The sequence below is a fragment of the Streptomyces sp. NPDC058632 genome (assembly GCF_042717095.1).
In the GTDB taxonomy this organism is placed as follows: domain Bacteria; phylum Actinomycetota; class Actinomycetes; order Streptomycetales; family Streptomycetaceae; genus Streptomyces.
This window is the reverse complement of record NZ_JBHXQZ010000028.1, coordinates 1-18,180: the sequence shown is the minus strand read 5'-3', so window position 1 is coordinate 18,180 and position 18,180 is coordinate 1. Positions and strand designations below refer to the sequence as shown.

Here is an 18,180-nt window from a genome sequence, read left to right as displayed (position 1 = left end):
GCGCACTCCTCATTCGTGTACACGTGTGACGTACGCCTTCGATCCTCGCACGGGACGGTGACGACGACGGCGGCCGGGCGGGGTCCGGGCGGGAGCGGGGCGGGACATTCGTCGTGAACGGTTGTGAACGGCCGCGAACGGTGGTGGGCGGCTGTGCGTGAGGGGGATCGGTCGCGAGGCCCGGGTGCGGGGCGGCGGGCGCGACGTCCGGCGGTGCGGGGGCGGGGCCGAGTGTCGGTGGCGCGTGGCAGGATCGGGGGCGTGGCAGAGACAGCAGCGAAGAAGACCGACCAGACCTCCGGCGAGGCCCGACCGCGACTGATGCTCATGGACGGGCATTCGCTGGCCTACCGCGCGTTCTTCGCGCTGCCCGTGGAGAACTTCACCACCGCGACGGGCCAGCCGACGAACGCGATCTACGGCTTCGCGTCGATGCTGGCGAACACGCTGCGCGACGAGGCGCCCACGCACTTCGCGGTGGCCTTCGACGTTTCCCGCAAGACCTGGCGCTCGGCGGAGTTCGCCGAGTACAAGGCGAACCGCTCCAAGACCCCGGACGAGTTCAAGGGCCAGGTCGAGCTGATCGGTGAGCTGCTCGACGCGATGCACGCCCCGCGTTTCGCGGTCGACGGGTTCGAGGCGGACGACGTCATCGCCACCCTCGCCACCCGCGCCGAGGCCGAGGGCTTCGACGTGCTGATCGTCACCGGCGACCGGGACTCCTTCCAGCTGGTCTCCGAGCGCACCACGGTGCTGTATCCGACCAAGGGCGTCTCCGAGCTGACCCGGTTCACTCCCGAGAAGGTGTTCGAGAAGTACGGGCTGACGCCCGCGCAGTACCCCGACTTCGCGGCGCTGCGCGGCGACCCGTCCGACAATCTGCCCGGCATCCCCGGTGTCGGTGAGAAGACGGCCGCGAAGTGGATCAACCAGTTCGGTTCCTTCGCGGACCTCGTCGAGCGGGTGGACGAGGTCAAGGGCAAGGCCGGGCAGAACCTGCGCGACCACCTGGAGTCGGTCAAGCTCAACCGCCGCCTCACCGAGCTGGAGCGGCAGGTCGAGCTGGCCAAGGGCGTGACCGACCTGGAGCGGACCGCCTACGACCGCAAGGCCGTCACGATGATCCTGGACACCCTGGAGATCAGGAACCCGTCGCTGCGCGAGCGGCTCTTCGCCGTCGATCCCGGAGCGCAGGAGGCCGAGGCCGCCCCCGTCGTCGCGGACGGCGTGGAGCTGGACGGGACCGTCCTGCGCGCGGGTGAGCTGGCCGGCTGGCTCGCCGAGCACGCCCCCGGTCCCCTCGGCGTCGCCACGGTCGACACCTGGGCGCTGGGGACCGGCTCGGTCGCCGAGATCGCCCTGGCCGCGGCCGCCGGACCGGCCGCCTGGTTCGACCCGGCCGAGCTGGACGGGAGCGACGAGCAGGCGTTCGCCGCCTGGCTCGCGGACGCGGACCGGCCCAAGGTGTTCCACAACGCCAAGGGCGCGATGCGGGTCTTCGCCGAGCACGGCTGGAGCGTCGAGGGCATCCGGATGGACACGGCGCTCGCCGCCTACCTGGTCAAGCCGGGCCGTCGCTCCTTCGCCCTGGACGCCCTGTCCCTGGAGTACCTGCACCGCGAGCTGGCGCCCGCCGCCGCGGCCGACGGCCAGCTGGCCTTCGGCGCGGACGACGCCGCCGAGGCCGAGGCGCTGATGGTGCAGGCCCGCGCGGTCGTCGACCTGGGCGAGGCCTTCGAGGGCCGCCTGCAGGAGGTGGGCGCCGCGGACCTGCTGCGGGACATGGAGCTGCCGACGTCCGTCCTGCTGGCCCGCATGGAGCGGCACGGCATCGCGGCGGACCGGGCCCATCTGGAGTCCATGGAGCAGATGTTCGCGGGCGCCGTGCAGCAGGCCGTGAAGGAGGCGCACGCGGCGGCGGGGCACGAGTTCAACCTGGGCTCGCCCAAGCAGCTCCAGGAGGTCCTCTTCGGCGAACTCGGCCTGCCGAAGACGAAGAAGACCAAGACCGGTTACACGACCGACGCCGACGCCCTGGCCTGGCTGGCCGGCCAGACCGACAGCGAGCTTCCGGTGATCATGCTCCGCCACCGTGAGCAGGCGAAGCTGCGCGTGACCGTCGAGGGCCTGATCAAGGCGGTCGCCGCGGACGGCCGGATCCACACCACGTTCAACCAGACGGTCGCCGCGACCGGCCGCCTGTCGTCGACCGACCCGAACCTGCAGAACATCCCGGTCCGTACCGACGAGGGACGCGCGATCCGCCGGGGCTTCGTCGTCGGGGAGGGCTTCGAGTCCCTCCTCACCGCCGACTACAGCCAGATCGAGCTGCGGGTGATGGCCCACCTCTCCGAGGACGCCGGCCTCATCGAGGCGTTCACCTCCGGCGAGGACCTGCACACCACGGCCGCCGCGCAGGTGTTCGCGGTCGAGCAGTCCGCCGTGGACGCGGAGATGCGCCGCAAGATCAAGGCGATGTCGTACGGCCTGGCCTACGGGCTGTCGGCCTTCGGGCTCTCGCAGCAGCTGAACATCGAGGCGGCCGAGGCCCGCGCCCTGATGGACGCGTACTTCGAGCGGTTCGGCGGCGTACGGGACTATCTGCACCGCGTGGTCGACGAGGCGCGGGCGACGGGCTACACGGCGACCCTCTTCGGCCGCCGGCGCTACCTGCCCGACCTCAACAGCGACAACCGCCAGCGCCGCGAGGCGGCCGAGCGCATGGCGCTGAACGCGCCGATCCAGGGCACGGCGGCGGACATCGTCAAGATCGCCATGCTGAACGTGGACCGCGCGCTGCGCGAGGCGGACCTCACGTCCCGCATCCTCCTCCAGGTCCACGACGAAATCGTCCTGGAGATCGCCCCCGGCGAGCGCCCGGTCGCGGAGGAACTGATCCGCCGGGAGATGGCCGACGCGGTCCGGCTCCGCGTCCCGCTGGGCGTCTCGGTCGGCGCGGGCCCGGACTGGGAGTCGGCGGCACACTGACGACACCGGGCACGGCCGGGAGCGACGGGCGGTGGCGGAAGGCGACGGGAGGGCTGTCGGCAGGCGCCAGTCGTCACCGCCCGCCCCCGCGTGGTCCACAGTCCGCATCCCGCCCCGTCCGCCCGCTCCCGAAGGGCGCTTCACCCGCGTGGACCGTGCGGGCAAGCCGTCGGGTGGGCCGGGCGCCAGGATGCGGGTCATGGGTATACGCATGCTTCACCGCAGAGCGGCATCCCCGAGGGCCGCCGCCGACGGACCCACCACCGAGGCGCTGTCGCCGGTTCCGGTCTTCGCGGCCGACGCGAGTACCGCCCGCACCCCCGTACTCCCCCTCACCCACGCGCTGCGCCGTACCACCGCGGACCTCGGCCGCCGCATCGCCGACGGCCCCCGGAGCCCCGGCCGTGCCGCGGGCCCCGCACTCCCCCGCCCCGGCGAGCCGTTGCCGTGGCGGCTGTGGGCCGAACTCGCCCGCGGCTGTCTGTCGCTCGCGCTCACCCTGCTGCCCCGGCCCCGGCCGGTCCGTACCGTCACCGTGTTCGTGGCGGCGGGCGAGACCCTCAGCGTGCGGCCGTACGGCTCGGCCGCTCCGTCCCCACGTCCCCCGGGGCCCCGGGGGACGGGGCCGGCCGCCACGCCCTGACCGCCACGGCGTACACCGGCAGCGCGAGGACGAGCCCGGCGCCCGCCCCGAAACACACCGTGGGAATCAGCTCCCAGGGCTTCGCGGCCTCACCCCAGTGGGCCCACCAGCGTGAGGCCCGCTGCACGGCCCCCGCCAGCGCGCAGCCGCCGAGCAGCGCGGCGGCCGCCCACCGGTCGGCCGCGGACAGTACCGGCACTCCCGTCGGCCCCGGGCGGGGCGTCGCCCGCCGCAGTGCCCGCGCCAGGAACACGGCGAGCACCACCGCGGCCACCGCCGACCCGCCGTACTGCAGGTACCAGTACAGCGGTGAGCCCGCGATCTCCCGTCCCAGGACGGGGAAGACCCGCATCCCCCACCGGTCGAGGTGCGTGAACTCGTCCCAGACCACGTGCGTCAGCGCACCGAGAACGGCCGAGACGTACCAGCGCGCCGCCAAGGAGGCGCGGACGCGTGCGCGTGGCGTGCCGCAGCGCAGCAGGGCGGCCGTCCGCCCCTGCCGGGACCGCGGCAGCAGCGCGACGAGCGGTTCGCGGACCAGGAGCCAGAGACCCACCAGCGCCCAGGCGATGCACACATCGACGGTGAGAACGCCCGGGAACGAGTGGGTGACGTCCCCGAACCGCATCGCCCCGGACAGGACACTGGCCGCGTAGTAGGTCAGGTCCGGAGCGAGACTGCCCGCCACCAGCACGGCGGGTATCAGCGGGCCCCGGCCGGTCCCGTCGGTGCGTACGGCGGGCAGGACCGCCACCGCGTGGCTCAGTGTGAAAGGCAACCCGGCTCCTCGGGAGGGTGGTTGACCGGGCGGTTCGGCCCGTGTGCTCGGCGGACCCCAGTATGCGGGACGCGGTCGTCCGTGACCGGGCAGAGAACGAGTGTGGCCAACCGGTGAATACCGGGCATGAACGGGTGTCCGGGCAAAGGATGTTGCCGTAGGGTCGCGAGAGTTGCCGTGTCCGGTACAACCGGCGAGGCGGACCGCACCGTCGGAAAGAAAGATCGTGCACCAGATCATCGCACCGGTCATGACAGCCGATGGTCGCGGTCGATCGTCACCACAGGCGAGCGGGACAGACGTTGACGGACGCTCCGGCGTCCACCGGGGGAGGGATTCACTCTATGGCGGCGCATTTCGGCAGGAGGCTGCGCAAGGGAGCGGCAACCACCGCCGTGGCGGCGGCCGCGGTGGCGGCTCTGTCCGCGTCCCAGGCTCCGGGTGCGACGATCGACGGTCCGGGCGGCCGGACCTCGTCCGACGCCGCCCCGGCGCCCGAGGAGAGCACCGGTGACCCCGGCGCGACCGGCAACTCGCCGTACTACACGGACCTGCCGCCGCTCAACAGCCCCAACCCCGCGCCGTCCGCGAGCTCCGGCCCGGTCACCTCGGGCATCTCCGAAGCGGGCATACCCGCGACCGTCCTCGACGCCTACAAGAAGGCCGAGGCCGCGCTGCGCGCGTCCAAGCCCGCCTGCAACCTGCCCTGGCAACTGCTCGCCGCCATCGGCAAGGTGGAGTCCGGCCAGGCCCGCGGCGGACGCGTCGACACCGAGGGCACGACGACCTCCCCGATCATCGGCCCACAGCTCGACGGCAACGGCTTCGCGCTCATCGAGGACACCGACAACGGCGAGTACGACGGCAACAGCGCCTACGACAACGCCGTCGGCCCCATGCAGTTCATCCCGTCCACCTGGGCGTGGGCCGGCCGCGACGGCAACAACGACGGCCGCGAGGACCCCAACAACATCTACGACGCCGCGCTGGCGGCCGGCCACTACCTGTGCCGCTTCGACTGGAACCTGTCCGACCAGGCGGACCTCGACAAGGCGATCCTCAGCTACAACAACTCGACGGAGTACCTGAACACCGTCCTGTCGTGGCTGGAGTACTACCGCAAGGGCACGCACGAGATCCCGGACGGCACCGGCACCCTGCCCGACAACCGCAGCGACGACAGCACCACGAACCCCACCCCGTCGACGCCGGGCGCCGGCCCGTCCGCCCCGGGCACGCCGTCGACGAAGCCCGGCACCGGACCCGGCAAGCAGGGCGGCGGCAGCACCGAGCCGCCGGCCTCGCCCGGCACGCCGAGCACCCCGCCGGCCACGCCCCCGCCGCCGTCGACGACCCCGCCGCCCACCACGTCCCCCACGCCCACCGACACGGTGGACCGCCTGGAGAACGCCGGCACCGGCAGGCTCACCGCGACGGCGGGCGAGACGTTCGCCGGGCGGATCAGCGCCCGCGCGGAGACGGACGGGGGCAGGACCGTCGCGAAGGTGCGGATCCGCTTCACCGTCGTCGGCGACACCGACACCGCCTTCACCGGCGGCGAGAGCGTGGCCACCGTCCTCACCAACAGCTCCGGGGTCGCCGTCGCGCCCGCGCTCCGGGCGGGCGAGAAGACCGGCGACGTCACCGTCCGTGCCACCGTCGTCGGCCGCGTGGTGCCGGGCCTCGACTACCGGGCCACCGTCACCGAGCGCGTCGCCGACACCGTCGTGCGCACCGACGACGAGGCGCTGACCTGCACGCCGGGCGGCGAGTTCGCCCACCGCGTCGAGGTACGGGCCACCCGCGACGGCGCCGCCGCCGACAAGGTCGCGGCCACCGCCACCCTGATCGCATCGGCCGACGACCCGACCGCCAACGGCAAGGGCCCCTACTTCAAGGACGCCGACGACAAGGCCGTACGCACCCTCGGCGGCCTGAGGACGGACGCGGACGGCCGGCTGAAGCTGCCCCGGCTGTACGCGGACGACACCACCGGCACCTTCCTGCTCCGCATCACCACCGCGGGCGGCGCCACCCTCACGGTCGAACTCACCGTGGCCGCGGACGAGACGGAGTCCCCGGACGAGGCGGAGTCCCCGGACGAGACCGCGTCCCCCGGCCCGTCGACGTCCCCCAGCCCCACCGCCGGCGCGTAGCCGCACCCGCGGGCACCCGCACGAACACAGGGCGTCCCCTCCGTCACCGGCGGAGGGGACGCCCTTCCGTATACGTGCGACGCGCTCTCCTCCCGCCCGCCGTCACCGCCTGAGCCGCGCGTTGGTGTGCCGGGTCGGCTCGGCAGCGGCGGGGTCCTCGGGCCACGGATGCCGGGGATACCGGCCACGCAGCTCGGCCCGTACGCCCTTGTAGCCGTCCTTCCAGAAGGAGGCGAGGTCGGCGGTGACGGCGGCGGGCCGCCCGGCCGGGGACAGCAGGTGCACCAGCAGGGGCACCCCGGCCACCCGCGGCGACTCCTGAAGTCCGAACATCTCCTGGAGCTTCACCGCGAGCACCGGTTGCCCGGGGTCGGAGTAGTCGATCCGGATCGCGGACCCGCTGGGCACGGTGATCCGCTCGGGGGCGAGGCCGTCCAGGCGGGCGGCCTCCCCGGACGCCCACGGCAGCAACCGGCCGAGGGCCTGCCCGGCGTCGATCCGGGCCAGGTCGGCCCGGCGCCGGGCGCGGCTCAGCTCCGGCTCCAGCCACTCCTCCACGCGCGCGTGGAGCGCGTCGTCGGACACGTCGGGCCAGGGCTCGCCGGCCCGCCGGTGCACGAACGCCAGCCGCTGCCGCAGCACGGCCGCCCCGGCCGGCCACCGCAGCAGCCCGAACCCCTCCCGCCGCAGCCCCTCCAGCAGCGCGGCCCGTACGAGCGCCGGCTCCGGGTCGGTACGGGGCCGTACGGCCAGCTCGACGGCCCCCAGCCGCTCGACCCGCCGGGCGACGACGTCCCCGTCGGCCCAGCGCACCTCCTCGCGTGTCTCCAGCAGGGCGCCGGCCGCCCACCGCGCGGTGTCCTCGTCGACGGCCGCGCCGAGCTGCACGCGCGCGTGGCCCCGCCCCACGGGCCGGTCGGCCGCGGCGACCGCGATCCAGGGCGCGCCGCGCAGCCCGGTGCCCGCTTTGGCCTCGGCCCGCGTCCCGGACACCATCAGATACGAACCGCCGTCCGCGCGGGCGATCCGCTCGGGGAACGCGAGCGCGGCCACCAGCCCGATCCGCGCGTCCTCCCCGTCCAGGCGCGGCAGGCCGCCGCCCGTCGGTGAGGAGTCCCGCGCCGAGGCCCGTGCGGAGGTCCGCGCGGAGGCGTCCGGTGCGAGCGCGCGCAGCCGGCGCACCTCGGTCCGCCACCGCTGGGCGTAGGCGTCGTCCCCGCGCCGCGCGGCACGCAGCGCACCGGCGAGATCGTCCCCGTAGCTCCGCGGCGCCTCCTCGCCGATCAGCGCGACCACCTCGGCGGCGAGCCCGGGGCCCACGGCCGGTGCCGCGTCCAGCAGGGCCCGCCCGAGCCGGGGGTGCAGGCCCAGCCGGGCGAGCCGGGTGCCCCGCTCCGTGGCCCGCCCGTCGGCGCCGACGGCCCCGATCGCGGTCAGGACGGCCCCGGCCGCCGCCATCGCCCCGGCCGGGGGCGGATCGAGCAGGGCGAGCCCGGAGGCGTCGGGGTCGCCCCAGCAGGCCGCCTGGAGCGCGAACGCCGTCAGGTCGGCCACCTTGATCTCGGGGGAGGGGAACCGCGGCAGCCGGGCGTCCTCCGCCTGTGCCCAGCACCGGTACACCGCACCCGGCGCCTCACGGCCGGCCCGCCCCGCCCGCTGTCGGCCCGCCGCCTGCGAGGCCCGTACCGTCGTCAACGCGCTCAGCCCGCGCGCGTGGTCGACGCGGGGCTCACGCGCGAGGCCCGCGTCCACGACCACCCGGACCCCCGGCACCGTCAGCGACGACTCCGCCACCGAGGTCGCCAGCACCACCCGGCGCCGCCGTCCGGGCGCCAGCACCGCGTCCTGCACGGCGGCCGGCGCCCGCCCGTGCACCTGGAGCACCTCGACGTCCGGGAGCGGCCCCAACTGCGCGGCGACCCGGGCGATCTCGCCCACGCCCGGCAGGAACACCAGGACGTCCCCGTCCTGTTCGGCCAGCGCGCGCCGCACCACCGACGCCACATGCGTCAGCAGCGCCGGGTCGACCCGCATGCCGTGCGGCGGCCGCGGCGGACGTGCGGGCGGCGCCCACACCACCTCCACCGGGTGCGCGGTCCCGCGCGCCTCGACGACGGGCGCGTCGCCCAGCAGCCGCGCCCAGCCCGCCGCGTCGGTCGTCGCCGACGCGGCCACCAGACGCAGCTCCGGACGCAGCGTCTCGCGCACGTCCCACAGGAACGCCGCCGCCGTGTCCGCGTCCAGATGCCGCTCGTGGCACTCGTCGAGGACCACGACGTCCACACCGGTCAGCTCCTGGTCGCGTTGCAGCCGCTGCAGGAGCACGCCGGTCGTGACGACCTCCACACGCGTGTGCCGCCCGGTCACCCGCTCCCCGCGGACCGTGAAGCCGACCGACTCGCCGGGCTTCTCACCCAGCAGCCAGGCCATCCGCCGGGCCGCCGCGCGCACCGCGATCCGCCGGGGCTCGGCGACCAGGACCCGCCGCGCGGGACCGTCACCGACCAGTCCCGCCAGCACCAGCGGCACCAGGGTCGTCTTGCCGGTGCCGGGCGGTGCGACCAGGACGGCGGTGCCGCGTTCCCGAAGGGCGTCGGTCAGCGGGGGAACCGCCTCGCGCACGGGGAGGGCGCCGAGCGCGTCGTAACGGATCACGCACTCAGTCCCGTACGCACACGAAGATCGCCGTCCCCGGGATCAGCCGGCCGCGCAGCGGGGACCAGCCGCCCCACTCGGAGCTGTTCCACTCCGGCCACTGGGGCTCCACCAGGTCCACCAGACGGAAGCCCGAGGCGGCGACGTCCCGGACCCGGTCGCCCAGCGTCCTGTGGTGCTCGACGTACACCGCGCGGCCCTCCTCGTCCTGCTCCACGTAGGGCGTGCGGTCGAAGTACGACCCGGAGACGCTCAGCCCCTCCGGACCGGGCTCGTCCGGGAACGCCCAGCGGATGGGGTGCGTGACGGAGAAGGCGAACCGGCCGCCGGGCCGCAGCACCCGGTGCACCTCGCGCAGCACCAGCCGCGGGTCGGCGACGAAGGGCAGCGCCCCGTACGCCGAGCAGGCCAGGTCGAAGGAGCCGTCCGCGAACGGCAGGGCGCCCGCGTCCGCGCACACCAGCGGGAACGGGCCCCCGATGCGCAGCGCGTGCTGCAGCTGCCGGTGGGAGATGTCCAGGGCCACCGGGCGCGCGCCCTGCGCGGCCAGCCAGCGCGAGCACTGGGCCGCGCCGGCGCCGAGCTCCAGGACGGCACGGTCCTTCAGTTCCTCCGGCGGGCCGAGCAGCCCGGCCTCCACCTCGTCCAGTCCCTCGGGGCACCACACGAAGCGGTCGTCGCCGAGGAACGTGCCGTGCTCGACCTGGTACTCGTCCGCGTTGCGGTCCCACCAGCCGCGGTTGGCGCGGGCGCTCTCGGTGACGCCGGCGCCCCGTCGGGTCGCCTCCGGTTCGGGCGCTCGGGGACCTTCGGGCTCTTGGATGATCGGCTCCATCGTCGTACTCTTCCGTCCAGTCGCCCCGGCTGTCACCACCGGGGCGCGCGGTGTCCTGCCGCGGGGTGCCCCCGGGATGTCCGCGGGGCGGGTTCCGCGTGGCCTCGAGGTGGCATCTGACGTGCGGCGCTACCCCCGGACGGGGGGAATTGTGCCGGTTTTGCGGCGATCCACCCCGGGTGGGGGACTTCGCACATTGACCCTGCCCGGCCGCCCCCGTATGCTACAAGTTGCGCTGCGAGCCTGCGCACCTCAGACATAGCAGGCTGTGCTCGCGTCTGTTGTATGTCCCCTCGGTTGTCGAGGCGCCACCGGGCACCCGGTGTCCGGTGACGGCGCTTCCTAGGCTGTCCGGCTTCTGCAGAGCGAAACGGGCTTGGGCGTAGCAGTACCTACGACTCACTGTCCGTACCGGAGCCCTTTCCCACATGACGAGCAGCACCGAGACCACCGCCACCACCCCGCAGGTTGCGGTCAACGACATCGGTAACGAGGAAGCCTTCCTCGCCGCGATCGACGAGACGATCAAGTACTTCAACGACGGCGACATCGTCGACGGCGTCATCGTGAAGGTCGACCGGGACGAGGTCCTGCTCGACATCGGTTACAAGACCGAAGGTGTCATCCCGAGCCGCGAACTCTCGATCAAGCACGACGTCGACCCCAACGAGGTCGTCGCCGTCGGTGACGAGATCGAAGCCCTTGTTCTCCAGAAGGAGGACAAGGAAGGCCGCCTGATCCTCTCGAAGAAGCGCGCCCAGTACGAGCGCGCCTGGGGCACCATCGAGAAGATCAAGGAAGAGGACGGCATCGTCACCGGTACCGTCATCGAGGTCGTCAAGGGTGGTCTCATCCTCGACATCGGCCTCCGCGGCTTCCTCCCGGCCTCCCTGGTCGAGATGCGCCGCGTCCGCGACCTCCAGCCCTACGTGGGCAAGGAGCTCGAGGCGAAGATCATCGAGCTGGACAAGAACCGCAACAACGTGGTCCTGTCCCGCCGCGCCTGGCTGGAGCAGACCCAGTCCGAGGTCCGCCAGACGTTCCTCACGACCCTCCAGAAGGGTCAGGTGCGTTCCGGCGTCGTCTCCTCGATCGTCAACTTCGGTGCCTTCGTGGACCTGGGCGGCGTCGACGGCCTGGTCCACGTGTCCGAGCTGTCCTGGAAGCACATCGACCACCCCTCCGAGGTCGTCGAGGTCGGTCAGGAAGTCACCGTCGAGGTCCTCGACGTCGACATGGACCGCGAGCGTGTCTCCCTGTCGCTGAAGGCGACCCAGGAAGACCCGTGGCAGCAGTTCGCCCGCACCCACCAGATCGGCCAGGTCGTGCCCGGCAAGGTCACGAAGCTGGTTCCGTTCGGTGCGTTCGTCCGCGTGGACGAGGGCATCGAGGGTCTGGTCCACATCTCCGAGCTGGCCGAGCGCCACGTGGAGATCCCGGAGCAGGTCGTCCAGGTCAACGACGAGATCTTCGTCAAGGTCATCGACATCGACCTCGAGCGCCGCCGCATCAGCCTCTCGCTGAAGCAGGCCAACGAGGCCTTCGGTGCCGACCCGTCGGTGGTCGAGTTCGACCCGACCCTGTACGGCATGGCCGCGTCCTACGACGACCAGGGCAACTACATCTACCCCGAGGGCTTCGACCCCGAGACCAACGACTGGCTCGAGGGCTACGAGACCCAGCGGGAGGCGTGGGAGACTCAGTACGCCGAGGCGCAGAACCGCTTCGAGCAGCACCAGGCGCAGGTCATCAAGTCCCGCGAGGCGGACGAGAAGGCCGCTGCCGAGGGTGTCGACACCGCGGGTGCGGCTCCGGCCGCGTCCGGTGGCAGCGGTGGTGGCGGCGGCGGCTCGTACTCCTCCGAGGGCGGCGACAACTCCGGTGCCCTGGCCTCGGACGAGGCGCTGGCCGCGCTGCGCGAGAAGCTGGCCGGCGGCCAGAGCTGAACTCCTCCGCAGGGGGAGGCCTCGGACTCTGAGGCTTGACCGGTAACTGAGGGGCCGCACCTTTCGAGGTGCGGCCCCTCAGTGCTGCGCTTCGGGGGCGGGGGCCGCCTGCGGGCCGCCGAGGGCTTGTCGCGCGGTTCCCCGCGTCCCTCGGGGAGTTGCCCTCACCCGGGAATGCCGGTGCCGTGCGTCACGTTGTCCCCTAGGAACACGAGGAGGAGCGGTCACTGTGCTTGATCCGCAGGGTTTGTACGCATGGGAGTCGAAGGGGCTGGCTGTCGTCGACACGGCGCTCGCCCAGGAATCGGCCGGTCTTGTCATGCTCTACCACTTCGACGGGTACATCGACGCGGGCGAGACCGGCGACCAGATCACCGAACGGCTGCTCGACTCGCTGCCCCACCAGGTCGTCGCCCGATTCGACCACGACCGGCTCGTCGACTACCGGGCCCGTCGCCCTCTGCTGACCTTCACCCGCGACCGCTGGACCGACTACGAGGTACCCGCGCTCGAGGTGCGGCTGGTCCAGGACGCCACCGGAGCGCCGTTCCTGCTGCTGTCCGGACCGGAACCGGACGTGGAGTGGGAGAGGTTCGCCGCCGCGGTGCGGCAGATCGTGGAACGGCTCGGCGTCCGCCTGTCGGTGAACTTCCACGGCATCCCCATGGGCGTCCCGCACACCCGCCCCGTGGGCCTCACCCCGCACGGCAACCGCACCGACCTCGTCCCCGGCCACAGCAGCCCCTTCGAGGAGGCACAGGTTCCCGGCAGCGTCGAGGCCCTCGTCGAGTACCGGCTCATGCAGGCCGGACACGACGTGCTCGGCGTCGCCGCGCACGTGCCGCACTACATCGCCCGCTCCCCGTACCCGGACGCGGCGCTGACCGTCCTGGAGACCATCACGGCCGCGACCGGCCTGGTCCTGCCCGGTGTGGCGCACGCCCTGCGCACCGACGCGCACCGCACCCAGACCGAGATCGACCGCCAGGTGCAGGAGGGCGACGAGGAACTCACGGCCCTCATCCAGGGCCTCGAACATCAGTACGACGCCGCCGCGGGTGCCGAAACCCGGGGCAACATGCTCGCCGAGCCGGTGGAGATCCCTTCGGCGGACGAGATCGGGCTCGAGTTCGAGCGGTTCCTGGCGGAGCGCGAAGGCGACGTCTGAGACGGCCGGGGTCCACCCGGCCACGGGCGGGGCCGGGGTTCCGCCCGGCCTGCCGCCGGCGGCGGGCCCTAAGCTTTCGGACATGCTGACCGTGGGACTGACCGGCGGGATCGGTGCCGGCAAGAGCGAGGTGTCGCGCCTGCTCGTCGAGTGCGGCGCCGTACTGATCGACGCGGACCGCATCGCGCGCGAGGCCGTCGCACCGGGGACACCCGGTCTCACGGCGGTCGTGACGGCCTTCGGCGAGGAGATCCTCACCGAGGACGGCGCCCTGGACCGGCCGCGGCTCGGCGCGATCGTCTTCGCCGACGCGGAGAAGCTGGCCCTCCTCAACTCGATCGTCCACCCCCTGGTGGGCGCCCGCTCCCGGGAGCTGGAGGAAGCCGCCGCCGAGGACGCCGTCGTCGTCCACGACGTCCCCCTCCTCACGGAGAACGGCCTCGCGTCCCTCTACGACCTCGTGATCGTGGTCGACGCGAGCACCGGGACCCGGCTCGACCGGCTCGTCGGCCGACGCGGCATGAGCGAGGAGGACGCCCGCGCGCGCATGGCCGCCCAGGCGACGCGCGAGCAGCGCCGGGAGATCGCGGACATCGTCATCGACAACGACGTGCCCCTGGACGAGCTGGAACGGCGGGTCAGGGACGTGTGGGCCGATCTCGTACGCCGGGCGGGGGCGGACCGGCGGCCCGCGCAGGAATAGAGGTCTCCGGCCGGGGCGTTGAACCGGTTCGGCGAGGGAAGGATGCGACTGTGCCCCAGAGCAGTGGTTCGACCGGACGTACGCCCGAGACGCATGTCATCGACTTCCGTGCCGCTGAGCACCTGCTCGCCTCACGGGACCCGCGGGGTGCGGTGAAGCTGCTGGACGGGGTCATCGACGCGTATCCGGAGAACACCGCCGCGCGGCTGCTGCGCGCGCGTGCGTTCTTCGCGGCCGCCCAGCTGCGTCCGGCGGAGCTCGAGTTCTCCATCGTCCTGGAGCGCGAGCCGGACAACGCCTTCGCACACTTCGCGCTCGCCCGTACCTACCAGCGGCAGCGGCGGCCCGACCCGGCCAGGCGCCACTTCCGGCTGGCCGCCGCCCTGGACCCGAACCCGGAGTACCTGAAGGCCGCGCGCTTCGACGACGGCCAGGACAAGGGCTGAGGCGACGACGCCCCGAGAGGGAGCACACGGGTCACCTCACGCCCCGGGGCGGATCGTACGGCGGCACATCACGGCCCGGCTGGTAGCGCGCTCCCTGGCGCATATGCCGGACGACCACGATCAGGTCGACGGTGACGACCAGCCACAGCAGCGCGCACACCAGGGCCCAGCCGGGATGCCCGGCGACCGCGAACGCCACCGTCCCGAGGACCGTCCAGACCTCGCCCCACACGCCCAGCCAGAACCGCATGCGCAGCGCACTGCGCGCGGTCCTCGGCTCACTGCCCGTCCGCATGCCGTCACCACCATTCCTCTTTCCACGGTACGTCCGGCCGGTGGGGAAGGGCCGCTGTCGCCTGCCGGAGGCGTGCCGTCACTCGATCGAGTGAACCGGGGGAGTGGGGGAACGGGCGTGCGGATCCGGTCCGTTGGGCGGACATGAAGCCGAGAATGCGTGAAGGGTACGAGGGGGCGGGCCCCGGGGCGATCACCCCGGACGGCTGCGCGGTGGAGCTGTACGCGCGGCTGCCCGTCGGGGACGAGCCGGACGTCATCGCCGCCGCGGTACCGGCGGGCGCGCGGGTCCTGGAGCTGGGCAGCGGCGCGGGCAGGATGACCCACGCACTGCTGGAACGCGGATTCACGGTCACGGCCGTGGACGAGTCCGCCGAGATGCTGGAGCGCGTGCGCGGGGCGCGGACCATATGCGGCCCCATAGAGAAGCTGCGGCTGGACGAGACGTTCGACGTGGTGCTGCTCGCCTCGTTCCTGGTGCACGCGGGCGACGCGGAGGTGCGGCGGGGGCTGCTGCGCACCTGTGTGCGGCACCTGGCGAAGGGAGGGTGCGTACTCATCCAGCGGGAGGGCGAGGACTACCACACGAACGTGCCGCGCGAGCGGGTGGACCCGGCGGGCTTCACCGTACGCATCATGTCGGCCGAGCCGGTGGGCGACGGGGTCGACGCGGTGCACGCCGAGTACGTGTTCCCGGACGCGGTGTGGACACAGACGTTCCGGTCGAGGGCGCTGACGAAGGCGCGGTTCGAGGAGGCGCTGGGGGAGGAGGGCCTGCGCGTGGACCGGTATCTGACGGAGGACGGGATGTGGGTGAGGGCGGTGGCGGCGACGGCCGAAGGCTGAGCGGAACGCGGTGCCCCCGTTCCGGCCGCTGCTGCGACGCGGTCACGGCCGCGCGGTGCCGCCGGAACGCCGGCCACGGTTCCTGCGACCGGTGGACCCTTCGTGACCTGCGAAGCCGCCGAGGCCCTCGGACCCGCCGCGGCCACCGGGCCCACCGGATCCGGCGGACCCTTCCGGAGCCCCGGGGATGCCGGGGCCACCCGGGCCGCCGCCCAGACCGCGCAGGCGTTCCAGTTCCCGGCGGTCGCGCTTGGTCGGGCGGCCCGCGCCGCGGTCCCGGATGCCGGCCGGGGCGACGGCGTCGCGGGGCGGGGGCGGAGGCGAGTTGTCGATGTAGCACTGGACCGCGACCGGGGCCCCCACCCGCTTGCGGATCAGGCGCTTGACGACCACGACCCGTTCCCGCCCGTCATGGCGCAGGCGCACCTCGTCGCCGACGCGCAGGGAGTGCGCGGGCTTCACCCGCTCGCCGTTCACGCGCACGTGGCCGCCGCGGCAGGCGTTGGCACCGAGGGACCGGGTCTTGACCAGGCGCACGGACCAGATCCAGCTGTCGGTCCGGACGGTCCCGCCGCTCTGCGGTCCGGCGGCCTCGGCAGCCGCCACAGCGGCGGCGGTGTCGGGCCCGGCGGGCCCGGCGGCCGTCGCCTCCGCCGTGTCCCCGTCGCCGCGCGTCCTGCCGTACTGAGCATCCTCGGAAGCCATGGTCCGACTCTAATCCTCCGGGGCGGCCCGGTGAGAAGGGATTTCGGCCGCCGCCGCACCGCCGGTGAGCAGGCCGAGCGGACGGGGCAGCCGCCGGACCCGGCCGGTCCGTCCTACCGTGGAGGGATGGACCACTCCAGTGGCCTCCCCGACGTCCACGGCCTCCCCGACCTCTCCGGTGTCCGCGACCCTTCCGGCCTTCCCGCCCTCGACCGGCGCATCAGCGGCTGTCGTGCCTGCCCGCGGTTGGTGGACTGGCGGGAGGAGGTCGCCCGTACCAAGCGCGCCGCGTTCACCGACTGGACGTACTGGGGCCGGCCGGTGCCGGGATTCGGGCCGCCGGACGCCCGGCTGCTGATCGTCGGGCTGGCGCCCGCCGCGCACGGCGGCAACCGCACCGGACGGATGTTCACCGGAGACCGGTCCGGGGACGTGCTGTACGAGGCGCTGTACGACGTCGGGCTCGCCTCGCAACCGGCCTCCACGCACACCGGGGACGGCCTGGAGCTGTACGGCGTACGCGTCACCTCGCCCGTGCACTGCGCCCCGCCCGCCAACAAGCCCACCCCCCGGGAACGGGACACCTGCCGGCCCTGGCTCGTGCGGGAACTGCGCCTCCTGCGGCCGACGGTGCGGGCCGCGCTCGTCCTCGGCGGCTTCGGCTGGCAGGCCTCGCTGCCCGCGTTCGACGAGGCGGGCTGGACCGTGCCCCGCCCCCGCCCGGCCTTCGCCCACGGCGCCCACGTCACGCTCCCCGCCCCGGACGGCGACGACCTGCGCCTCTTCGGCTGCTTCCACGTCAGCCAGCGCAACACCTTCACCGGCCGGCTCACCCCCACCATGCTCCGGGAGGTGCTGCGCACGGCGGCCGAGGCGGCGGGACTGCCCGCGCGAAAATGAGAGGAGCCCTCGCGTCACGCGCGCTACGGTGCCCCGATGGGCCGCTATCCGGACATCGAACCGTACGACCACGGCATGCTCGACGTCGGCGACGGCAACCGCGTGTACTGGGAGACCTGCGGGAACCCGCACGGCAAGCCCGCACTGGTGCTGCACGGCGGCCCGGGAAGCCGCGCGAGCCCCGGCCTCCGCCGCTACTTCGACCCCGACGCCTACCGCATCGTGCTCCTCGACCAGCGCGGCGCCGGACGGTCGACACCGGGCGCCGCCGACCACACCACCGACATGGGCGTCAACACGACCGCCCACCTCATGGCCGACCTGGAGCGCCTGCGCGCCCACCTGGGCATCGAGCGGTGGCTGGTGTGGGGCGTCTCCTGGGGCTCGGCGCTGGGGCTGCGGTACGCGCAGACGCACCCCGGTGTGGTGTCCGAGCTGGTGCTCACCGGTGTGACCACCGGTTCCGCCCCCGAGGTGGCCCTGCTGACCCGGGGACTGGGAAAACTCTTCCCGGAGGCCTTCGAACGCTTCGTCGGCGAACTGCCCGCCGGTGAGCGCGACGGCGACCTCGCCGCCGCCTACAACAGACTGCTCGAGTCCCCCGACCCCGACGTCCGGGAACGGGCCGCGCGGGCCTGGACCGACTGGGAGACGGCGATCATCCCCGCGCCGCCGGGCTCGGTCGAGCGTTTCCAGGACCCCGAGTTCCGCAGGGGCTTCGCCCGCACCGTCACCCACTACTGGGGCAACGACCACTTCCTCGGCGACGGCGAGGGCGACAGCGAGGGCAACGACGAGGGCGTCGTCCTCCGCGACGCCCACCTCCTGAAGGGCATCCCCGGCACTCTGGTCCAGGGCAGCCTCGACCTCGGCAACCTCCTCGGCATCGTCTGGCGGCTCCACCACGCCTGGCCGGACAGCGAGTTGACGATCGTGGACGAGGCCGGCCACGACGCCGGTGCCGTCGGCGACGACGCACTGGTGGCGGCGACGGACCGGTACGCGCGGGGCGGGTGAACGCCCCCGCGCGCCGACACCATGGGGGGGGATTGCGGCGGACCGCCCGCGGGTAATAAGCCGCGGACCAACGCATACCCCCAAGGGGGGGGAACCCCGC

General features: G+C 73.5%; 15 protein-coding genes. 10 read left to right on the top strand and 5 right to left on the bottom strand.

Going from position 1 to position 18,180, the window contains the following annotated elements; translation table 11 throughout:
* Positions 1-261: 261 nt before the first annotated feature.
* Together polA and ACFWVE_RS13300 are read left to right on the top strand one after the other, a co-directional pair.
* Positions 262-2,988, top strand: coding sequence for a DNA polymerase I (polA, locus tag ACFWVE_RS13305; protein ID WP_384012325.1), 2,727 nt, complete (start codon positions 262-264; stop codon positions 2,986-2,988).
* A 199-nt stretch (positions 2,989-3,187) separates the two neighbouring features.
* Complete coding sequence (locus ACFWVE_RS13300) at positions 3,188-3,631, top strand: hypothetical protein (protein ID WP_384012322.1); 444 nt, start codon at positions 3,188-3,190, stop codon at positions 3,629-3,631.
* Here ACFWVE_RS13300 and ACFWVE_RS13295 read toward each other — a convergent pair.
* On the bottom strand, positions 3,549-4,409 hold the full coding sequence (locus ACFWVE_RS13295; protein WP_384012319.1) for a DUF4184 family protein: 861 nt from the start codon (positions 4,407-4,409) through the stop codon (positions 3,549-3,551). The genes ACFWVE_RS13300 and ACFWVE_RS13295 overlap by 83 nt on opposite strands.
* A 344-nt stretch (positions 4,410-4,753) precedes the next feature.
* On the opposite strand from ACFWVE_RS13295, the gene ACFWVE_RS13290 reads away from it, so the two are divergent.
* Positions 4,754-6,565 (top strand): lytic transglycosylase domain-containing protein, encoded by a 1,812-nt coding sequence (locus tag ACFWVE_RS13290; protein WP_384012316.1) that lies wholly within the window; start codon positions 4,754-4,756, stop codon positions 6,563-6,565.
* 102 nt (positions 6,566-6,667) lie between these two features.
* On the opposite strand, the gene hrpB is transcribed toward ACFWVE_RS13290, so the two are convergent.
* Entirely contained in the window at positions 6,668-9,220 is a 2,553-nt protein-coding gene (hrpB, locus tag ACFWVE_RS13285; RefSeq protein ID WP_384012313.1) for an ATP-dependent helicase HrpB, read from the bottom strand.
* A gap of 4 nt (positions 9,221-9,224) precedes the next feature.
* Positions 9,225-10,055 (bottom strand): class I SAM-dependent methyltransferase, encoded by an 831-nt coding sequence (locus tag ACFWVE_RS13280; RefSeq protein WP_384012309.1) that lies wholly within the window; start codon positions 10,053-10,055, stop codon positions 9,225-9,227.
* Positions 10,056-10,483: 428 nt separating this feature from the next.
* Between ACFWVE_RS13280 and rpsA the strand changes: the two genes are divergently transcribed.
* From rpsA to ACFWVE_RS13260, 4 genes are all read left to right on the top strand, one after another.
* Positions 10,484-12,001: a 30S ribosomal protein S1 gene (rpsA, locus tag ACFWVE_RS13275; RefSeq protein WP_384012306.1), complete on the top strand. Its 1,518-nt coding sequence runs from the start codon at positions 10,484-10,486 to the stop codon at positions 11,999-12,001.
* Between the two features lie 229 nt (positions 12,002-12,230).
* Complete coding sequence (locus ACFWVE_RS13270) at positions 12,231-13,169, top strand: PAC2 family protein (protein WP_384012300.1); 939 nt, start codon at positions 12,231-12,233, stop codon at positions 13,167-13,169.
* Between the two features lie 82 nt (positions 13,170-13,251).
* Entirely contained in the window at positions 13,252-13,872 is a 621-nt protein-coding gene (gene coaE, locus ACFWVE_RS13265) for a dephospho-CoA kinase (RefSeq protein ID WP_384012297.1), read from the top strand.
* Between the two features lie 50 nt (positions 13,873-13,922).
* Entirely contained in the window at positions 13,923-14,318 is a 396-nt protein-coding gene (locus tag ACFWVE_RS13260; protein WP_384012295.1) for a tetratricopeptide repeat protein, read from the top strand.
* Between the two features lie 31 nt (positions 14,319-14,349).
* On the opposite strand, the gene ACFWVE_RS13255 is transcribed toward ACFWVE_RS13260, so the two are convergent.
* Positions 14,350-14,613: a DUF6343 family protein gene (locus tag ACFWVE_RS13255; protein WP_384012292.1), complete on the bottom strand. Its 264-nt coding sequence runs from the start codon at positions 14,611-14,613 to the stop codon at positions 14,350-14,352.
* A 155-nt stretch (positions 14,614-14,768) separates the two neighbouring features.
* On the opposite strand from ACFWVE_RS13255, the gene ACFWVE_RS13250 reads away from it, so the two are divergent.
* On the top strand, positions 14,769-15,458 hold the full coding sequence (locus ACFWVE_RS13250; RefSeq protein ID WP_384012290.1) for a class I SAM-dependent methyltransferase: 690 nt from the start codon (positions 14,769-14,771) through the stop codon (positions 15,456-15,458).
* Between the two features lie 42 nt (positions 15,459-15,500).
* Here the strand turns inward: ACFWVE_RS13250 and ACFWVE_RS13245 are convergent, their stop codons facing one another.
* On the bottom strand, positions 15,501-16,163 hold the full coding sequence (locus ACFWVE_RS13245) for an RNA-binding S4 domain-containing protein (protein WP_384012288.1): 663 nt from the start codon (positions 16,161-16,163) through the stop codon (positions 15,501-15,503).
* A 126-nt stretch (positions 16,164-16,289) separates the two neighbouring features.
* Between ACFWVE_RS13245 and ACFWVE_RS13240 the strand changes: the two genes are divergently transcribed.
* Together ACFWVE_RS13240 and pip are read left to right on the top strand one after the other, a co-directional pair.
* A complete protein-coding gene (locus ACFWVE_RS13240; protein WP_384012285.1) occupies positions 16,290-17,063 on the top strand; it encodes a uracil-DNA glycosylase in 774 nt (257 codons plus the stop codon).
* A gap of 36 nt (positions 17,064-17,099) precedes the next feature.
* On the top strand, positions 17,100-18,080 hold the full coding sequence (gene pip / locus ACFWVE_RS13235) for a prolyl aminopeptidase (RefSeq protein WP_384012282.1): 981 nt from the start codon (positions 17,100-17,102) through the stop codon (positions 18,078-18,080).
* Positions 18,081-18,180 lie beyond the last annotated feature (100 nt).